Origin of the sequence: Nocardia violaceofusca NBRC 14427, assembly GCF_963869435.1 — a bacterium.
GTDB lineage: Bacteria > Actinomycetota > Actinomycetes > Mycobacteriales > Mycobacteriaceae > Nocardia > Nocardia aobensis.
The window spans coordinates 53,037-69,094 of the sequence record NZ_CAWMPM010000017.1; the positions used below are offsets into that span (position 1 = coordinate 53,037).

Annotated in this window: 18 protein-coding genes; 7 read left to right on the forward strand and 11 right to left on the reverse strand. The window is 69.6% G+C overall.

The window, feature by feature from the left end; all coding sequences use genetic code 11:
- Nucleotides 1-43: 43 nt before the first annotated feature.
- From AC5592_RS16085 to AC5592_RS16100, 4 genes are all read left to right on the forward strand, one after another.
- Nucleotides 44-1,150 (forward strand): NAD(P)/FAD-dependent oxidoreductase, encoded by a 1,107-nt coding sequence (locus tag AC5592_RS16085; RefSeq protein ID WP_063064695.1) that lies wholly within the window; start codon nt 44-46, stop codon nt 1,148-1,150.
- A 108-nt stretch (nt 1,151-1,258) separates the two neighbouring features.
- Nucleotides 1,259-1,627, forward strand: coding sequence for a nuclear transport factor 2 family protein (locus AC5592_RS16090; protein ID WP_036507740.1), 369 nt, complete (start codon nt 1,259-1,261; stop codon nt 1,625-1,627).
- A 45-nt stretch (nt 1,628-1,672) separates the two neighbouring features.
- Nucleotides 1,673-2,488: an alpha/beta fold hydrolase gene (locus AC5592_RS16095; protein WP_036507742.1), complete on the forward strand. Its 816-nt coding sequence runs from the start codon at nt 1,673-1,675 to the stop codon at nt 2,486-2,488.
- Between the two features lie 41 nt (nt 2,489-2,529).
- Entirely contained in the window at nt 2,530-3,963 is a 1,434-nt protein-coding gene (locus tag AC5592_RS16100) for an MFS transporter (protein WP_063064696.1), read from the forward strand.
- 50 nt (nt 3,964-4,013) lie between these two features.
- Here the strand turns inward: AC5592_RS16100 and AC5592_RS16105 are convergent, their stop codons facing one another.
- Entirely contained in the window at nt 4,014-6,761 is a 2,748-nt protein-coding gene (locus tag AC5592_RS16105) for an AAA family ATPase (protein ID WP_063064697.1), read from the reverse strand.
- Between the two features lie 111 nt (nt 6,762-6,872).
- Between AC5592_RS16105 and AC5592_RS16110 the strand changes: the two genes are divergently transcribed.
- Entirely contained in the window at nt 6,873-7,301 is a 429-nt protein-coding gene (locus AC5592_RS16110; RefSeq protein ID WP_063064718.1) for a nitroreductase family deazaflavin-dependent oxidoreductase, read from the forward strand.
- Nucleotides 7,302-7,356: 55 nt separating this feature from the next.
- Here AC5592_RS16110 and AC5592_RS16115 read toward each other — a convergent pair whose 3' ends face one another.
- The 6 genes from AC5592_RS16115 to AC5592_RS16140 form a co-directional block, all read right to left on the reverse strand.
- On the reverse strand, nt 7,357-8,631 hold the full coding sequence (locus AC5592_RS16115; RefSeq protein ID WP_063064698.1) for an MFS transporter: 1,275 nt from the start codon (nt 8,629-8,631) through the stop codon (nt 7,357-7,359).
- Nucleotides 8,628-9,737 (reverse strand): PLP-dependent cysteine synthase family protein, encoded by a 1,110-nt coding sequence (locus AC5592_RS16120; protein WP_036504205.1) that lies wholly within the window; start codon nt 9,735-9,737, stop codon nt 8,628-8,630. Before AC5592_RS16120 ends, AC5592_RS16115 begins: the two co-directional genes overlap by 4 nt.
- A 97-nt stretch (nt 9,738-9,834) precedes the next feature.
- Nucleotides 9,835-10,230, reverse strand: coding sequence for a putative copper homeostasis (lipo)protein LpqS (lpqS, locus tag AC5592_RS16125; RefSeq protein WP_157121926.1), 396 nt, complete (start codon nt 10,228-10,230; stop codon nt 9,835-9,837).
- 323 nt (nt 10,231-10,553) lie between these two features.
- Entirely contained in the window at nt 10,554-11,162 is a 609-nt protein-coding gene (locus tag AC5592_RS16130; RefSeq protein WP_036504207.1) for a sigma-70 family RNA polymerase sigma factor, read from the reverse strand.
- 464 nt (nt 11,163-11,626) lie between these two features.
- Entirely contained in the window at nt 11,627-11,827 is a 201-nt protein-coding gene (locus tag AC5592_RS16135; protein ID WP_036504209.1) for a hypothetical protein, read from the reverse strand.
- Nucleotides 11,828-12,020: 193 nt separating this feature from the next.
- On the reverse strand, nt 12,021-13,211 hold the full coding sequence (locus AC5592_RS16140) for an alcohol dehydrogenase catalytic domain-containing protein (protein ID WP_063064700.1): 1,191 nt from the start codon (nt 13,209-13,211) through the stop codon (nt 12,021-12,023).
- Nucleotides 13,212-13,337: 126 nt separating this feature from the next.
- Between AC5592_RS16140 and AC5592_RS16145 the strand changes: the two genes are divergently transcribed.
- On the forward strand, nt 13,338-13,712 hold the full coding sequence (locus AC5592_RS16145) for a hypothetical protein (protein ID WP_063064701.1): 375 nt from the start codon (nt 13,338-13,340) through the stop codon (nt 13,710-13,712).
- Between the two features lie 4 nt (nt 13,713-13,716).
- Here the strand turns inward: AC5592_RS16145 and AC5592_RS16150 are convergent, their stop codons facing one another.
- Together AC5592_RS16150 and AC5592_RS16155 are read right to left on the reverse strand one after the other, a co-directional pair.
- Nucleotides 13,717-14,166, reverse strand: coding sequence for an STAS domain-containing protein (locus AC5592_RS16150; protein WP_084506738.1), 450 nt, complete (start codon nt 14,164-14,166; stop codon nt 13,717-13,719).
- 239 nt (nt 14,167-14,405) lie between these two features.
- Nucleotides 14,406-14,579 (reverse strand): CsbD family protein, encoded by a 174-nt coding sequence (locus AC5592_RS16155; RefSeq protein WP_030518399.1) that lies wholly within the window; start codon nt 14,577-14,579, stop codon nt 14,406-14,408.
- Between the two features lie 152 nt (nt 14,580-14,731).
- On the opposite strand from AC5592_RS16155, the gene AC5592_RS16160 reads away from it, so the two are divergent.
- On the forward strand, nt 14,732-15,358 hold the full coding sequence (locus AC5592_RS16160; RefSeq protein ID WP_063064703.1) for an Rv1733c family protein: 627 nt from the start codon (nt 14,732-14,734) through the stop codon (nt 15,356-15,358).
- Between the two features lie 31 nt (nt 15,359-15,389).
- Here AC5592_RS16160 and AC5592_RS16165 read toward each other — a convergent pair whose 3' ends face one another.
- Nucleotides 15,390-15,593, reverse strand: coding sequence for a DUF8691 family protein (locus AC5592_RS16165; protein WP_232329380.1), 204 nt, complete (start codon nt 15,591-15,593; stop codon nt 15,390-15,392).
- 33 nt (nt 15,594-15,626) lie between these two features.
- Nucleotides 15,627-16,001: a PLDc N-terminal domain-containing protein gene (locus AC5592_RS16170; protein WP_036504218.1), complete on the reverse strand. Its 375-nt coding sequence runs from the start codon at nt 15,999-16,001 to the stop codon at nt 15,627-15,629.
- Nucleotides 16,002-16,058 lie beyond the last annotated feature (57 nt).

Consider the following 16,058-nt stretch of genomic DNA (forward strand, 5'->3'; position numbering starts at 1 on the left):
CCCGGCCGGGATTGGGGGCCGTGTGGGCGGGTAGTCCGCGGAGATGGGTGCCGCAACCGATGTCGCCGTGGTCGGAGCCGGAATCGTCGGCCTGGCCACCGCGCACGCACTGCGCCGGGCCGGGCTGTCGGTCACCGTGTACGAGTCGGGCCTGCCCGGCGGCGGCCAGTCGGCCGGGCCGGCCCGCATCTTCCGCCATGCGCACACCGATCCGCGGCTGGTCGAGATGGCGGTGGCCGCGCGGCGCGTCTGGCGCGATTGGGAAGGCGAATTCGGCACCGAACTGATCTCGCGCGACGGGGCGGTCGCGCTCGGAGACGGCGTGGCGGACAAGCTGGAGATTCTGCGGCGAACGCCCGGAATCGACGCCCGCGGTATCGACGCCGAGGAGCTGGCGACCCGGCTGCCGCTGCTGGCCGGCTACGACGGACCGGCCATGCTGGACGCGACCGGCGGCTCCATCCGTACCGTCGCCGCGATCGACGCGCTCACCGAACGATTGCGCGATTCGCTCGTCACCGACCACGTCCTCACCCTGCGGCACACCGCGACCGGAACCGTCGAAATACGCACCGGCACAACCTGTTCGGACTTCGGCCGCGTCGTCGTGTGCGCGGGCCGCGGCACCGCGCCGCTGGCCGGCACCCTCGGCCTCGCCCTGCCGGTGCAGCTGTCCGCACACGTCCGGGTGACCTTCCGCCCGCGATCGGCGCCGCCCGCCACACTGGCCACCCTGCAGGACAGCAGCGGCGAATTCGGCGAAACCGGCATCTATGCCGCCGCGTTCCCCGGCAATACTCACTACGCGCTCGGACTCAGCGATTCCGTGCCCAGCAACGACGGCGGCTCGGTCGATCCCACGGCCCTGGCCGGGCTGGCCGAACGCGCCGCGAGCTACGTCGACCGCGCACTACCCGGACTCGCGCCCGAACCGGAGGGCTATGTGCACTGCTGGGTGACCCGGCTGCCGTGGGGTGAGGACGCGCTGGCCGCCTGGCAGGACGGCGGCGCCACCTTCCTCGCCGGGCACAATCTGTTCAAACTGGCCCCGGTCCTGGGCGCCACGCTCGCCGACAGCATCACCACCGGACAACCCGCCGCCACCCTGGACCCGTCGCGGCGGCTCGGCGATCCCGCCGCCGACCGGTAGGACGCCGCCCGGCACTACCGTCGAAAGTACTTAAGCGCGACAGATTCCCCGTCGCCCGGAACTCCATAACTTTGTGGTCGGAACGTCACCACCACGAAGGAGAATCCCGTGAGCGACATCAACGACCTGGTCGAACGCTACCTCGCCGTCTGGAACGAGACCGATCCCGCCGCCCGCGCCGCGCAGATCGCCGACCTGCTCACCGACGACGCCGAATACACCGACCCGCTGGTGTCGGTGCGCGGCCACGCCGGACTCGACGCGGCCGTCGCCGCGGTCCAGCAGCAGTTCGCCGGACTGGAATTCACGCTCGGCGGCCCGATCGACAGCCACCACGGCATCGCCCGCTTCACCTGGCATCTGGGCCGGCCGGGTGAGGAGCCGCTGGTGATCGGCTTCGACGTCGCCGCGCTCGGCGACGACGGCCGCATCCGCCAGATCCTCGGCTTCCTCGACAAGGTGCCCACCGGCGCCTGATCCCCCTCCCGGCACCCGACACTCACCCCCGCAAAGGACAAGGTCATGTACTTCACCACCACCGACGGAACCACCCTCGCCTACGAGGATTACGGCACGGGCGAACCGATCGTCTTCGTCGCCGGCGCCATGCTCAACACCGAGATGTGGGAGTACCAGATTCCGTACTTCACCGAGCGCGGCTACCGCTGCATCGCCCTGGACCGCCGCGGCCACGGCCGCTCGGACCGCCCGTCCACCGGCTACGACATCGACACCACCGCCGACGATCTCGGCGCCCTGCTCGATCATCTCGACCTGCGCGGCGCCACCCTCGTCGGCCACTCCACCGGCGGCGCGGAGATCGCCCGATATCTGGCCCGCCACGGTGAAAGCCGTGTCGCCCGAGTGGTTTTCCTCGCGGCGATCCTGCCCTTCATGAAGGCCACCGACGACAACCCCGGCGGCATCCCGGAAGCCATGCTCGACGCGCTGGTGGCCAGCATCCGCACCGACCGCGGCCGGTGGCTGGCCCGCCAGTCGCAGATCTACTTCAACAGCCACCTGAATCCGGACGTCTCCCCCGAACACATCGACATCACCTACCGTCAGTGCCTGTCGACCGCGCCGTGGGCGACGCTGCAGATGCAGCAGGCGGTCTTCCACTGCGACAACCGGGAAGCGTTGCGCGGCATCACGGTTCCCGCGCTCATCGTGCACGGCGCCCTGGACTTCTCCGCGCCCGCCGAGGTCACCGGCCGGCGCACCGCCGAGCTGATGCCGGAGGCCGTCTACAAGGAGTACCCGACCGCCGGTCACGGTCTGTACACCTCGCACGCCGCCGAGTTCAACGACGATCTCCTGGAATTCGTCAAGGGCTGAGCGAACCCCTTGTCCCGCAGCACGATCCCCGAGGAACACCCATGTCCACACCCAACCTGCTCGTCGGTGGCCCCCGCCCGGCGAGCGCACCGCCCGCACGGGCCACCCTGCTCGTCCTGCTGGCCGGAATCTTCATGGCCACACTGGACTTCTTCATCGTCAACGTCGCCATCCCCGACACCCAGGCCGATCTGCACGCGAGCAGCGCCACCATGCAGTGGGTGGTCGCCGGATACGGCCTCGCGGTCGCGGCCGGGCTGATCACCGGCGGGCGGCTCGGCGACCTGTACGGCCGCCGCCGGCTCTACGGCCTCGGCATGGCGGTGTTCACCCTCGCCTCCCTGGCCTGCGCGCTGGCCGGTGACGCCGCCGAACTGGTCGTCGCCCGGGTCGCCCAGGGGGCCGCGATGGCGCTGCTGATGCCGCAGGTCCTGGGCATCATCAGCGTGGTGTTCACCGGCACGCGCCGGGTGCGCGCCTTCGCCGCCTACGGGCTGGCCATGGGCCTGGCCGCGGTCTTCGGCCAGCTCATCGGCGGACTGTTGATCCAGGCGGATCTGTTCGGTCTGGGCTGGCGCACCATCTTCTGGATCAACGTGCCGGTGGGTGCGCTCACCCTCGCCGTGCTGACACGGCTGGTCCCCGAATCACGCGGAGACGGCGGCACCCGCCTGGACCGGCTCGGCGTCGGCCTCATCGCGACCGCGCTGGCGGCGGTGGTGTTGCCGTTGATCCAGGGCCGAGAGCAGGGCTGGCCACTGTGGACCTGGCTCTCACTGGCCACCGCCGCCGTGCTGATCGCCGTCTTCGTCACCGCCGCGCGGCGATCGGCGGCCCGCGGCGGGGAGCCGCTGGTGAATCCCGCGCTGTTCGCCGAACGCTCGTTCGCGGTCGGTTCCACGATCGCGCTGAGCTACCAGATGACCTTGGGATCGTTCTTCCTGTTCCTGGCGCTGTATCTGCAACAGGGGCGCGGCCTGTCGGCCCTGGGGTCCGGCCTGCTGTTCCTCGCCCTGGGCGGGGCCTACCTGCTCACCTCGATGCTGTCGGAGCGGGCAGCCGCCCGGCTCGGCCGGCAGGTCGTCGCGGCCGGCGCGGTGCTCCAGGCCGCCGGATATCTGCTGCTCGCGATCACCGCGCACGAGCTCGGCGGCAACGGCTCGGTGCTCGACCTGCTGCCGGGGATGATCGTCGCGGGAGCGGGGATGGGTCTGGCCCTGGTGCCGATGCCGGGCATCGTGCTGGCGGGAGTGGCACCGCAGCACGCCGCCGCCGCAGGGGGCGTGCTGGCCACCGCGCAGCAGGTCGGCGGCGCGGTCGGAATCGCGGTGGTCGGCATCGTCTTCTACGACCGGCTCGCCGCGCCGGGCGGATTCGCGTCGGCCTTCGTCGCGAGCCTGGTGCCGATGGCGCTGCTGTGCCTGCTCACCGCCGCACTGGTGCAATTACTCCCCGCCACACGCATCCGGAAGTAGAGATCGGAGTCCCGGTGGTCACCACCGGGGCTCCGGCATGTCCGCGGGTGTCAATGCAGTTGATCCGCAATGGTTTTCAGTTCGCCGCGCGAGGTCACTCCGAGTTTCGGATACGCCTTGTAGAGGTGGTAGCCGACGGTGCGATGGCTGAGGAACAGCTGGGCGGCGATATCGCGATTGGACAGGCCCTGGGCAGCGAGGCGAGCGATCTGCAACTCCTGCGGGGTGAGTCCGGCAACCGCCGCGCGCGACCGCGAATCCGATTGCCCGCCAGGCCCGCTCGGCGCGGCGCCGGTCGCGACGAGTTCACTGCGGGCGCGTTCGGCCCAGGGGCGCATGCCGATCCGGTCGAACATGTCCAGCGCCTCGGTCAGCACCGTTCGCGCCTCGCTCTTGCGGCGGGCCCGGCGCAGCCACTCGCCGTAGAGTTGTGCGGTGCGGGCGTATTCCACCGGACGTGCCTCACGGTCGTGCAGCTTCAGCGCCCGCGTGTAGTGCGCCTCGGCGCTGTCGTCGTCGGACAGCAGTGCGCGACAACGCAATACGAGCGCTTCGGCCCACGGCTGCCGCACCGCGGTGGCCCAGTCGGCGAGCCGATCGGCGTGGGGTTCGGCCCGATCGGCGGCGCCGACCCGCACCGCCGCCTCGACCAGATCGGGGATCGAGCGCATCGCGCACAAATGATGGCGCAGCGGATCCCGGGTCAGCCGCTCGAAAAGCGACAGCGCCGATTCGGCCCGGCCCGAACCCAGTTCGAGCAACCCCAGCGACCAATGCGCCCACGCCGCACCGGGAGAGACGGATCCGGGCGTGCTGTCGGCGAGTCCGGCCTCGGCGTAGTGGCGGCATCGGTCCGCGTCGCCCTCGGCGGCGTGGATATGCGCGAGAACGCTGCTGAGCTGGCTGACCCATTGGCGCTGGCCCAGATCTGCGGCCAGGGTCAGTGCCTCGGCCGCGGTGGTTCGCGCGTCGCGCAGACGACCGGTGAAGATCTCGACCTCGGCGGCGAAGAACAAGGTCGTGGGCAGCCGGCCGGCGGCACCGGCGTCGCGATACTCCCGGCTCAGCGCCTCGGCGGGCCCGTAGACGTCGGCGTCCTGGCCGCCGGCCATCGCCACGCCACACAGCATCAGCCGCACCTGATCCGGCACCTGGCCCCGTCGCGCGGACTCTTCCACTGTCAGTGTCAATTCCGGTGGTGCGCCCCCGGTGTCGCGGCGATCCAGGACGCTCGCCATATAGGTCACGACCGGGTGCAGCGGATCGGCGCCGGCCAGTGGCACCGCGGTCAATTGCGCCACGCAGTCGCGGACATGCTGTTCGCCCAGATACCAGCCGGTGTGCAGGGCCTGGATCAGCATCGTCGCCGCCAGCGCGGGATCGCGGTCGGCGACCTGTGCGGCGCCGGCGCGCAGCAGCGCGTCCGCCTCGGCGAAACGGCCCTGCCAGAAGTGGGCGAGCCCTTCGACGTGCGCGACCCGAGCCCGCAAGTCCGCTGTCGCACCGGCTCTTCCGGCCACCCGGCGCGCGAGCCCCGCGGCCCGTTCCAGATCACCCGCGTTCAACGCGGACTGGGCGGCCAGCGCCTCACGATGCGCGCGCAGTCCGGAGTCCGCGGTGAGCCGGGCGGCGCGTTCGTAGGCCGCGGCGGCCGCCTCGTGGCCACTGCGGGCGAGCGCGCGAGCGGCGGTATCCTCCAGGGCCGCAGCGACTTCCGCGTCCGGGCCGGTGGCCGCCGCGGCCGCGTGCCAGGCACGGCGGTCCGCGTCGGCGGGGCCGTCGAGCGCGGCCGCCAGCGCACGGTGGGCGGCCACTCGCTGTCCCAGCGGCGCTCGCTGGTAGACGGCGGCGCGTAGCAGCGGATGACGGAAGGCGATCGTCTCCGCCGTCTCGCCGCGCACCAACAGTCCCGCCTCCTCGGCCGGGGCCAGATCGTCGATTCCGGCGCCGACGGCGGCCGCCGCGCGCAGGACCGCCGACACTTCGCCGGACTCCTCGGCCGCGACGATCAGCAGCACGTCCTGTGTCGATTTCGGCAGACGGCTGACCTGTCCGTGGAAGGCCAGTTGCAGGCGGTCGGTCAACGCCAGTGCACCGGGATGGGCCGCGCCGGGACGTTCGTCGCGTGCGGCGTCGGCCAATTCGAGCAAGGCCAGCGGATTGCCCTGTGCCTCGGACAGGACCTGCCGGCGCACCCCTGCGGGCAGTTCGCGGCGGTCGAGCAGCGCGGCGGCGGCGTCGGAGTCGAGCCCGGCGATGCGGCGTTCGGGCAGATCCGCGGACCGTGCGAACGCGGCACCGTCGCGGGCGGCGAGGATGATCACGACCCCCTCCGCGTACAACCGCCGGGCGACGAACAGGATCGTGTCCAGCGAGGCCCGGTCGAGCCATTGCGCGTCGTCGATCAGACAGACCAGCCCGCTATCGCCGGCATGTTCGGTGAGCAGCGACAACACCGCCAATCCGACGAGCATCGCATCCCCGCCGGGATCGTCGCCGAGGCGCAGCGCCGCCTCCAGTGCCGCCCGCTGGCGCGCGGGCAGGGCGGGCAGATGCGCGATCGCCGGCCGCAGCAGCAACTGCAATCCGGCGAACGGAAGTTCGGCCTCGATCTCCACCCCCGCGCCGCGCAGAACTTTCAGGTCGGCGCCGAGATCGGCGGCGTGGTCGAGCAGGGCGGTCTTACCGATTCCGGGTTCACCGCGCAGCACCAGCCAACCGCTCTCCCCCGCGCGGGCACGGTCCAGCAGGGCGGCGATCGCCGCGGTGTCGGCCGCCCGCCCGTACAGCTCAGCCATGGCACCGCGCCACGAATCGGATCACGAACACCGGACCGATCATCGCATACCGGCCACCGCCGGTATTCCCACGTGCGCGCCTCCCGCCGCGGCCACCGGTTCGACAGCAGAATGCAGCTCATGAGCGATTGGAACACCGCGATCATCGAGGAATTTCGAGCCAACGAGGGACGCGTCGGCGGCGATTTCGAGGGCGCGCCGATGGTGCTGGTGCATCACCGCGGCCGCAAATCCGGCCGTGAACTGGTGACACCGATGATGTACCTGGCCGACGACGAGAACCCGGACAGCATCTATGTTTTCGCGTCGAAGGCCGGCGCTCCGACCAATCCGGACTGGTACTACGACCTGACCGCGGCCGGGACGGCGGAGATCGAACGCGGCACCGACCGCTACCCGGCGGCGGTCACCGAGGTGACCGGTGAGCGCCGCGACCGGATCTTCGCCGAACAGGCCCGCCGCTATCCCGGATTCGCCGGCTACGCCCGCAAAACCGAAGGGATCCGCACCATTCCGGTGCTGGAACTGCGGCGCGCCTGACCGACCCGGTACTCGTCCGCCACCGTGGCGGCGGACGAGTACCGGCCATCGCAGGTCAGGCGGATTCGCGCACCGGCTCCGCCGGAACTTCCTCTCCCCCAGCGGATTGCGCGCGTGCGCTCCGGTCGAGCGCGGCCAACGCGAACGCCGCGAGTGCCCCGATGGCGGCGAACCCGGCCCACACCACGGCGTCGAGTCCGGCCGACCGGGCGGCGTCCAGCACTACGCCGGTGACGAGGTTGCCGGTCAGGATCCCGACTCCGACCACCGTGTTGTAGAACCCGTAATGGGTGGCCACGAGCGCGCCGCCGGACAGCGAGACCACCGTATCCATTTCGAACGGGAACACCGCCGCGGTCCCGACAGCGAGGATCGCCGCCGAAATCAACAGCGCCGCAACGGCGGCCACCGTGCCGAAGGGCCGCGGGCCCGGTACCAGCAGCAGCGGCAGGAAGGCCGCGGCCAGCACCCCCATGCCGACCACGAGGCCGCGGCCGGTCCCCCACCGGCGTCGAAACCATGCGGTGATGCGCAGCTGCCCGGCCACCGCGACCACGCCCGACACCACGAACAACGCCGAGGTCAGCGCCTGCGCGTGGCCGGGACTGAGATATTCGGCCTGCAACGGCAGTGCCAGATAGACCTGGAACGACAGCACATACGAGCCGATCATCGCGACCGCGAAGGCCAGGAAACGGCGATTGGCCAGTACCGTCCGCCAATCCTGCAGCACCGTCGTGCGCACCGCGGGCTCGCTCGCCCGCCGCGGCGGCAGCGCGAACAGCTGCGCGAGGGTCAGCACGGCGAAGACCACGGCGGCGGCCGCGGCGGTCACCCGGAAGTCGGTCACCAGCAGCGCGAGCCCGGCCAGCGGCCCGACGAGGATGCCGGCCTGATAGAAGATGTTGAATACCGCGAATGCCTCCACGCGGCGGTCACCGGTCTCCGCGGCCAGATACGCGCGCACCGCCGGATTGAACAGCGCACCGGCGAAACCTGTTGCGGCCGAGGCGATCAGCAGCATCGGCAGCGAGGTGGCGAAGATCAGCAGCGCGAATCCCGCGGTGCGCAGCAGACAGCCCGCCACGATCAGCGGTTTGTAGCCGAGCCGGTCGGCGAGCGTGCCGCCGACGAGGAACATGCCCTGCTGGGAGAAGTTGCGCACGCCCAGCACCAGTCCGACCGCCCACGCCGCCAAGCCGATCGGGCCGGCGAGATATCCGGCCAGGTACGGCATGAGCATGTAGAAGCCCAGGTTGATGCCGAACTGGTTGACCATCAGCAACCGGGCCGCGGGGTCGAAGCTGCGGAATCGGGCGAGGACACTCATGCGGCGGGCTCCGGGTCGAGGGTACGGGGGTCGACGACGGTGGTGCAGCGCGTCCACGAGGTCACCACGCGCTCGGCGGGATGGCCGATCGTGTCGGGTTCGACGGGCGGATCGGCATCGAGCAGGCCGTGCTCGTCGCAGTAGGCGTCGTTGTAGACGGTGTCGGCGTAGCGGTGCGGCCCGTCGGGAAAGACGGCGGCGATTCGGGTGCCGGTGTCGTGCACGCGCGCGGCCCAGCCCGCCACCAGCGCCACCGCGCCGACACTCCAGCCGCCGCTGGCGTGGTGGGTGGCGGCCAGTGTCCGGCATGCCCACACCGCTTCCGCCGGTGCCACCCAATGGATTTCGTCGAAGGCGTCGTAGTCGACGTTGCGGGGGTGGATGCTCGAGCCCAGTCCGCGCATGAGACGCGGGCCGGCCGGTTGGCCGAAGATCGTCGAGGACACGGTGTCGACACCGATCAGCCGCAGCCGCGGATTGTTGCGGCGCAGCACCCGTGCCACGCCCGCGGAGTGTCCGCCGGTTCCGACCGCGCACACCAGGACGTCGACGCGGCCCAATTGCTGCACCATCTCCAGCGCCAGCGATTCGTAGCCGTCCACATTGTCGGGATTGCTGTACTGGTCGGGGCTCCAGGCATCCGGTTCGGTGGCCAGCAGTGCCGCGACCCGATCGCGGCGTGCCTGTTGCCAGCCGCCGGCCGGATGCGGTTCGGTGACCGTCTCCACCCGTGCGCCGTAGGCGCGCAGCAGTCGCACCACCATCGGTTCCATTCCGGGATCGGTGACCACGGTCACCGGGTGCGAGTACACCATCCCCGCCAGCGCGAGCCCCAATCCCAGAGTGCCGCTGGATGATTCGACGATGCGCGCTCCCGGGCGGAGATCTCCGCGGCGTTCGGCGCTGCGCACCATGTGCAGCGCGGGCCGGTCCTTCATGCCGCCCGGATTGGCGCCTTCGAGTTTGGCCCAGAAGCCGCGGCCGCGGCCGCTCAGCGGTTCGCCGATCCAGAGCACCGGCGTATTGCCGACCAGGCCGCGCGGACGGTGCGCCGGGATCGGCGCTGCCGGAATCGGCTGTGGGTGGTCGAGCACGATGTCGTCCATGACTGTCGCTTTCGGTATCTCCGCCCGATGTGGGCGGTGCGGATGCGGGCAGCGGACACCGGCCGCCGGCACGGGCAGGCGGCCTGTCGCTGACCGATCAGCGGCGGGCGATACCGAGATGCGTCAGAATGTCGCGTCCGGTGCGGGGCAGCGGACCCGGCGGCCCGCGCACGGCGGCCGCGCGACGGTGCCACCGGGCGGGGGTCACCGCGGCCACCCCATCCCACACGTGACCCGGCGGCCACAGCTTCACCGGATCCGCCGGGAGCACCGAATCCAGGACGACGTGCCTGTCGTGCGCACAGCAGTCGTCCCAGGCGGGCAGATGCGAACCGAGATGAGCCAGTGTGGATTTCGCGGCGGCCGACGATGCGGAAGCACCGGCCGTACCGGCATCGGCGACCACGCAATCGGTATGCAGGGCAACGAGAGTGAGCAAGGCGACGAAGATCATGGCCACGACACCGCGCCGCGACCGACGGACGGAGCTCACCGCATCCGCACCCGCCGCTCGACCGGCCACAGCGGCGCACAGATCCGAAGCCGGAGTCCGCGCCGGGTCGCACACCGATCCACCAACCCAGCCTCCTCACCACGATCGCCACTGTCGCGCAACACCTTCGCACGGTGCTGCCGAACATCGAGCCGACGTCACCCCACCGCTGGGGAACGCGACCACAGGCTCGATAACATCTACTATTTACGTACGCAACTAGTAGATCATAACCGCCGAAGAGGCGGATGCCGCCAGCTGGGCGACACCTCGCAATATACCCCTAGGGGGTAGAAACGCCAACTACCGGGACGCGGCGGTCCTCACTTCTTCTCGTCGCGCGACTTCTCCGAAAGTCTGGAACCGAGCGTTTTCAATCCGGCTCGGATCCGGGCCTTCGCGGTGGGCAGCGGGATCCCAAGATCCTGTGCCACCTCCGGATAGGTGCGGCCCCCGTAGAAGGCGAGCAGAATCGCCTCCCGCTGCCGATGCCCCAGCCGGTGCACCTCCCCCGCGACCGACCGCTCGTCCAGCCGCTGCGTCACCTCGTCGAACACCACATCACATTCGGGCTGATACTGACCGCGCCCGAACGCGCGCTCCCGATCCGCCAGCGATTGCTCCGAGCGCACGCGGTCGACCGCACGCCGGTGCGCGAACATCATCAGCCACGCCATCGGGCTGGCCCGCCCGGCGTCGTAGTCACCGGCCGCGGACCATGCCTGCAGATAGACCTCCTGGCTCACTTCCTGAGCCAGACCGGGACTGCGCAGAATCGCGGTCAACCGGGCCATCAGGCGGGCGTTGGTGCTGCGATAGAAGGCCGCGAAGGATTCGGCGTCCCCCGCCGCGGACTTGTGCAGCAAGGTAGCCAGTTCCGCTGCCGTGATGGTGGTCGAACTGCTCTGACGGTAACGCTGATCGATGTCCATCGCACACCGTTTCGTTTCGCGGGATAGTCGTTACCTACGCGGAGAATCGGCTACGTTGCCGAACCGCCTGGTCAATCCTTGTGCCGCCGGGCGCCGATGCTGGCGGCCGAACGCGTGATACCCGATCCGGACAGCTGGAACCGACCGATCGCTGCCGTCACAATCAACGACATATGTAGCATCGAAGGCCGGGTGCCAGATGTTAACCACAAAAATGGAACAATCTCGAGAACGTCGGAATTCCGCGATCGGCGCCGTTGCGAACAGCCGATATCCGATAGCCGCCGCCTCCGTATCCGGTGATAGCTGCCGGCTCACTCTTCGACATCCCACGAGGCGGAAATCCGAGCCCGGACATTGTCACACACGCCCGCCGAAACTCCACGCCGCCCTGGCCCCGACAGCCGCGTAGGCCGGATCCGTGATCCGGCCTACGTGCTCGAGTCCGTGTGTCGCGATTCGGGTCAGCGACCGCCGTGACTGTGCTGACCACCGGCCTGCTTGGCCGCGGTCGGCTGCGCCTGGGCGCCCTTGCGCCCCGCTTCGTGCGGATCGGCGGCGTTGCGCCGGCCGAAACTACCCGTGCTGGCCTGGCCGCCGCGGCGAGCCTGTTCCTCGGTGTCACTGCGGTTGCCGAACTGTCCGGGATTGTTCTGGTCGGCCATTGCGGACCTCCTTCGCAGTAGGGACTTTTCTCGATCGCGACCGGCGTACTTCCCGGTCACATCAGAGGCACTACCCGGGCCTCCCGGGTCTATGCACCGGTCTCGCGAACGATTGCGTACGTCCTGGTCGGACCCGGAAATATCTTGCGGCACCGGTCGATTCGGACATCGCGGCCCCAATCGCGCCACGCGTTCACGCGGCCGCCGGATCGAGAACCACCTTCACCATGCCGTCGGCCTTGCGCTGGAAGTCGTGATACACCCGCGGCGCCTCCGACAGCGGAAGCCGATGAGTGGCAAAGGTTTCCACACCGAGCGGATCACCGTCCTGCAACAGCGGAAGAATGTCGCCGACCCACCGCTTGACGTTGGCCTGACCCATCCGCAGCTGAATCTGCTTGTCGAACAGGATGCGCATCGGCAACGGGTCGGCCATGCCGCCGTAGACCCCGGACAGCGATATGGTGCCGCCGCGGCGCACGATGTCGATCGCACTGTTCAATGCCGCCAGCCGGTCCACACCGACGGTGTCCATCAGCTTCTGCGACACCATCGACGGCAGATAGCCGGCCGAACGCTGCGCCAACTCCGCGACGGGCGATCCATGGGCCTCCATACCGACCGCGTCGATCACGCTGTCGGAGCCCCGTCCGTCGGTGCGGTCGCGGATCACATCGCCGATCGAGGCGCCGATCTGTTCCAGGTCGACCACCTCGATACCGCGATCTGCTACCCGGCGCAGTCGTTCCGGCACCCGATCGACACCGATCACCCGATATCCCCGATGGGCCGCGATCCGGCACGCCATATCCCCGATCGGGCCCAGTCCCAGCACCACCACCGAGCCCCCGTCGGGCACGCCGGCGTATTCCACCGCCTGCCACGCCGTCGGCAGGACGTCCGACAGATACAGGAAGCGGCTGTCGTCGGGACCGGCCGGAATCGGGATGTGGGTGAAATCGGCATGCGGAACCCGCAGGTACTGCGCCTGGGCGCCGGGCACCTGTCCGTAGAGCTTGGAATAGCCGAACAAGGCTGCGCCGCTGCCGTATTCGCGTACCTGCGTGGTCTCGCACTGCGTCGGCAAGCCGGTATCGCACATGACGCAGTGCCCGCACGCGATCTGGAACGGCACCACCACCCGATCGCCCACCGCCAGGGACCGCACGTCCGAGCCGACGTCGACCACCACCCCGATCGGTTCGTGGCCGAGCACGTCACCGGCGCTCATGTACGGGCCGAGCACCTCGTAGAGGTGCAGATCCGACCCGCACACCCCCGAGGAGGTCACGGCGATGATCGCATCGGTCGGTTCCTCGATCCGCGGGTCGGGCACCTCGTCCACCGAAACCTTGCGGCGGCCCTGCCACGTCACTGCTTTCATCGTGTCACCTCGATCTGCATCTGTGCTGGATACGGCCACCGTCGGCCTACCCGCCGCCCGGGCGACCAAACGAATCGCGCGCGCCGCCGGCGGTTTGCCGCAGGCGATTGCGGGCACGCGAAGCACATGGCTGGAAACGAATCCGACGAAGATCTGCTCACCCCGACCGAGGGACTGGATTCCGACGATGTGGGCAACGACGACGGCGACGAGATCGTGGAACCACCCGACGACTGGTCGGGCGTCGACAGCTACGGCATGACGGCCGGCGAACAGCGCACGGAACGCCCACTGTCCCAACGTTTGGCCGAAGAGGAGCCGGATGTGGGGGCCAGGCCTTCCGCCGAGCCGACGCTGCCCGAATCCGGGGCGACCGAGGGCCTGGATTCGATCCGCACCGGATCACCCGGTGGCCCCAGTGACACCGAAGCCGTCGAGGAGATCGTGCGGCGCGAATCCGGTACCGACGACGACTCCTACTTCCCGCTCCCCGACGAGTAGCGGCTCAACCGGGGGTAGCGGCGATCGCGGGCCCGGCCGCGTCGTAGGTGGCGCGGCCGACCGCACTCACGACCGTCGAATGGATGGGAAGTTGCCGGGTCTGCTCATCCAGCGCGGCGATCCGCATGATCGTTCGCGACTGGGTGACCAGGCACAGATGCACACCGGCAGACCGGTAGCGCTCCGCCTCGCGGGCCAGCGTCAAGAGTGCACGCCAGGACAGGAAGCTGAGGCAGTTGGTGTCGATGACGACGATGCGCATCCCGCTTTCGGCGGCGGAGCGGATGCGCTCGCTCCATCCGGGCATCGTGTAGCTGTCGGCCTCTCCGCGGAACGACAGCACCAACGCCGGGCCGCGAGTGCGTACGACTGCGGACAGACGCGCCTCGGCGACGTTAGGGGTGCCGGGTTCCTCGGCGGGGGGTACGGGACGTAATTCGGCGCTCGAGCTCATTGAGGTCTCCAAACCGGAGCCGAGGGCAACGGGCGCGAGCCCGCTGCGGGCGTCCTACCGCATGAAGATCGACCCGCCCTACCTTCATAACAGAGACGAAGCGGTCTGTACAGCCGAAACGGCGTAAGCCCAGCTCCAGCGCGTGCGCTCCGGCCACCGCCGGAACCGGACGAGGCCCGGACCGGGCGCGTGTGCTGCACCGGTCCGGGCCTCGCGACGAGGTGGATCCGCGGACGAGATCAGTGGTCGAAGGCGTCCTTGACCTTCTCGCCCGCGTCCTTCAGGTTCGACTTGGTCTGGTCGGCCTTGCCCTCGTTCTTCTTGTCCGGATCGCCCGTGGCCGCGCCGAGCTTCTCCTTCGCCTGACCGGCGGCGTCCTCGAGCTTGTTCTTGGCCTTATCGATGGCACTCATACCGTGCTCCTTCCGAATTGCCGGACCACCCGCACGATGCGGGTCGCAACCAAGCGATATCCCCGCAGATCCGGGTCAAACCTGCGGCCGGCCGTGGCGAAGATCCGCTCCGAACGCCGTTTGCCGGGGCGTCGAACGGTTATTCTCCGAGCGTGCCTCTGCCGGTCGTGGTGGGAGTGAAGATGCTGCGTACTACCTTCGCGGTGCTGCGGGCCGGACGGATCGCGCCTTGGACGCGTTCGCCGTTGATGCGCCCTGCCGACCGTGTCGAACAGGCGCTGCGGCTCGCACTGGTAGTGAGCGCGCTCGCCGCGATCCTGCTGGCCGTCGCCGCCGGCACCGCGCAGTACCGGGCCGAACTCGCCGCCATCCACGCCGACAACGCCACGAAAACGGCTGTGACAGCAGAGGTCACGAGCGATCCGATCCGGATGCCGGCGCCCAACGCCATGTTCGCCGACCAACTCCAGGCCGAGGCGCAGTGGAGCCGGGACGGACATCCCGGCCGGGCGATGGTCGACGTCGACGGCACCACCCATCGCGGCGACCGAATCACGTTGTGGCTCACCGGCCACGGCGATCCCACCACGCCACCGATCGCCGACGACGCCGCCGTCGCCAAGGGCATCGCCACCGGCACCGCCGCCCTGCTCGCCTGCTGGGCCCTGGCCTACGGGCTGGCCCGATGCGCCGGCTACGCGCTGGACCGGCGCCGGGCCGGCGAATGGGAACGCGAATGGCGGCGGATCAGCCCGCAGGTGGGCCACGGCCACTCCTGAGCGCCGACTCGGGCCGTCGCCTGCCGTGGCCTCAATCCGGCAGGCGGCGCATCTCGATCAGCGTCAGTCCCAAGGCGTCGATGCGGGCCAGCACGCTGCGCATCGCGGTGTAGTCCTCGAGCGGGCCGAACAGCGAGGTGGTGCCGGGCGCGGCCACGTCACTGCGGGTCAGTTCCGGGAATTCGGCGCAGATGTCGCCGGACAACTCGCCGGCGACGGAGAATTCGTAGCGCACCGCACCGCCTCTCGATCGCCGGCGCCGTATTGCTCAGGCCAGGGCTCGGCTCTTCAGCTGCTCGAATTCCTGTGCGGTGATCGTGCCCTCGTCGAGTAGTCGTTTGGCGTCGGCGATCTGGGTGGCCGAATTGGTTCCGGCTACTTCCTTGATGTAGGCGTCCTGCGCCTGCTCGGCCTGTTTCGCCGCCCGCGCGGACCGCTCGGCCATGCCGCCACCGCGCACGATCAAATACACCAGCGAGGTCAGCAGCGGCAGCACGAACATGAACACCACCCACACCGCTTTCACCCAGCCCGACGTGCCGCGATCCCGGAACAGATCGGTGAAGATCCAGAACAGCAGGATCAGATACGCGGCGAACGCGAAACTCATGATGATCAGCCAGAACACATCCCACACGGGCATGACGTCTCCTCGATGACAGCGTCCGGCTTCCTCCGAACGGCTTCCCGCCACCGCATG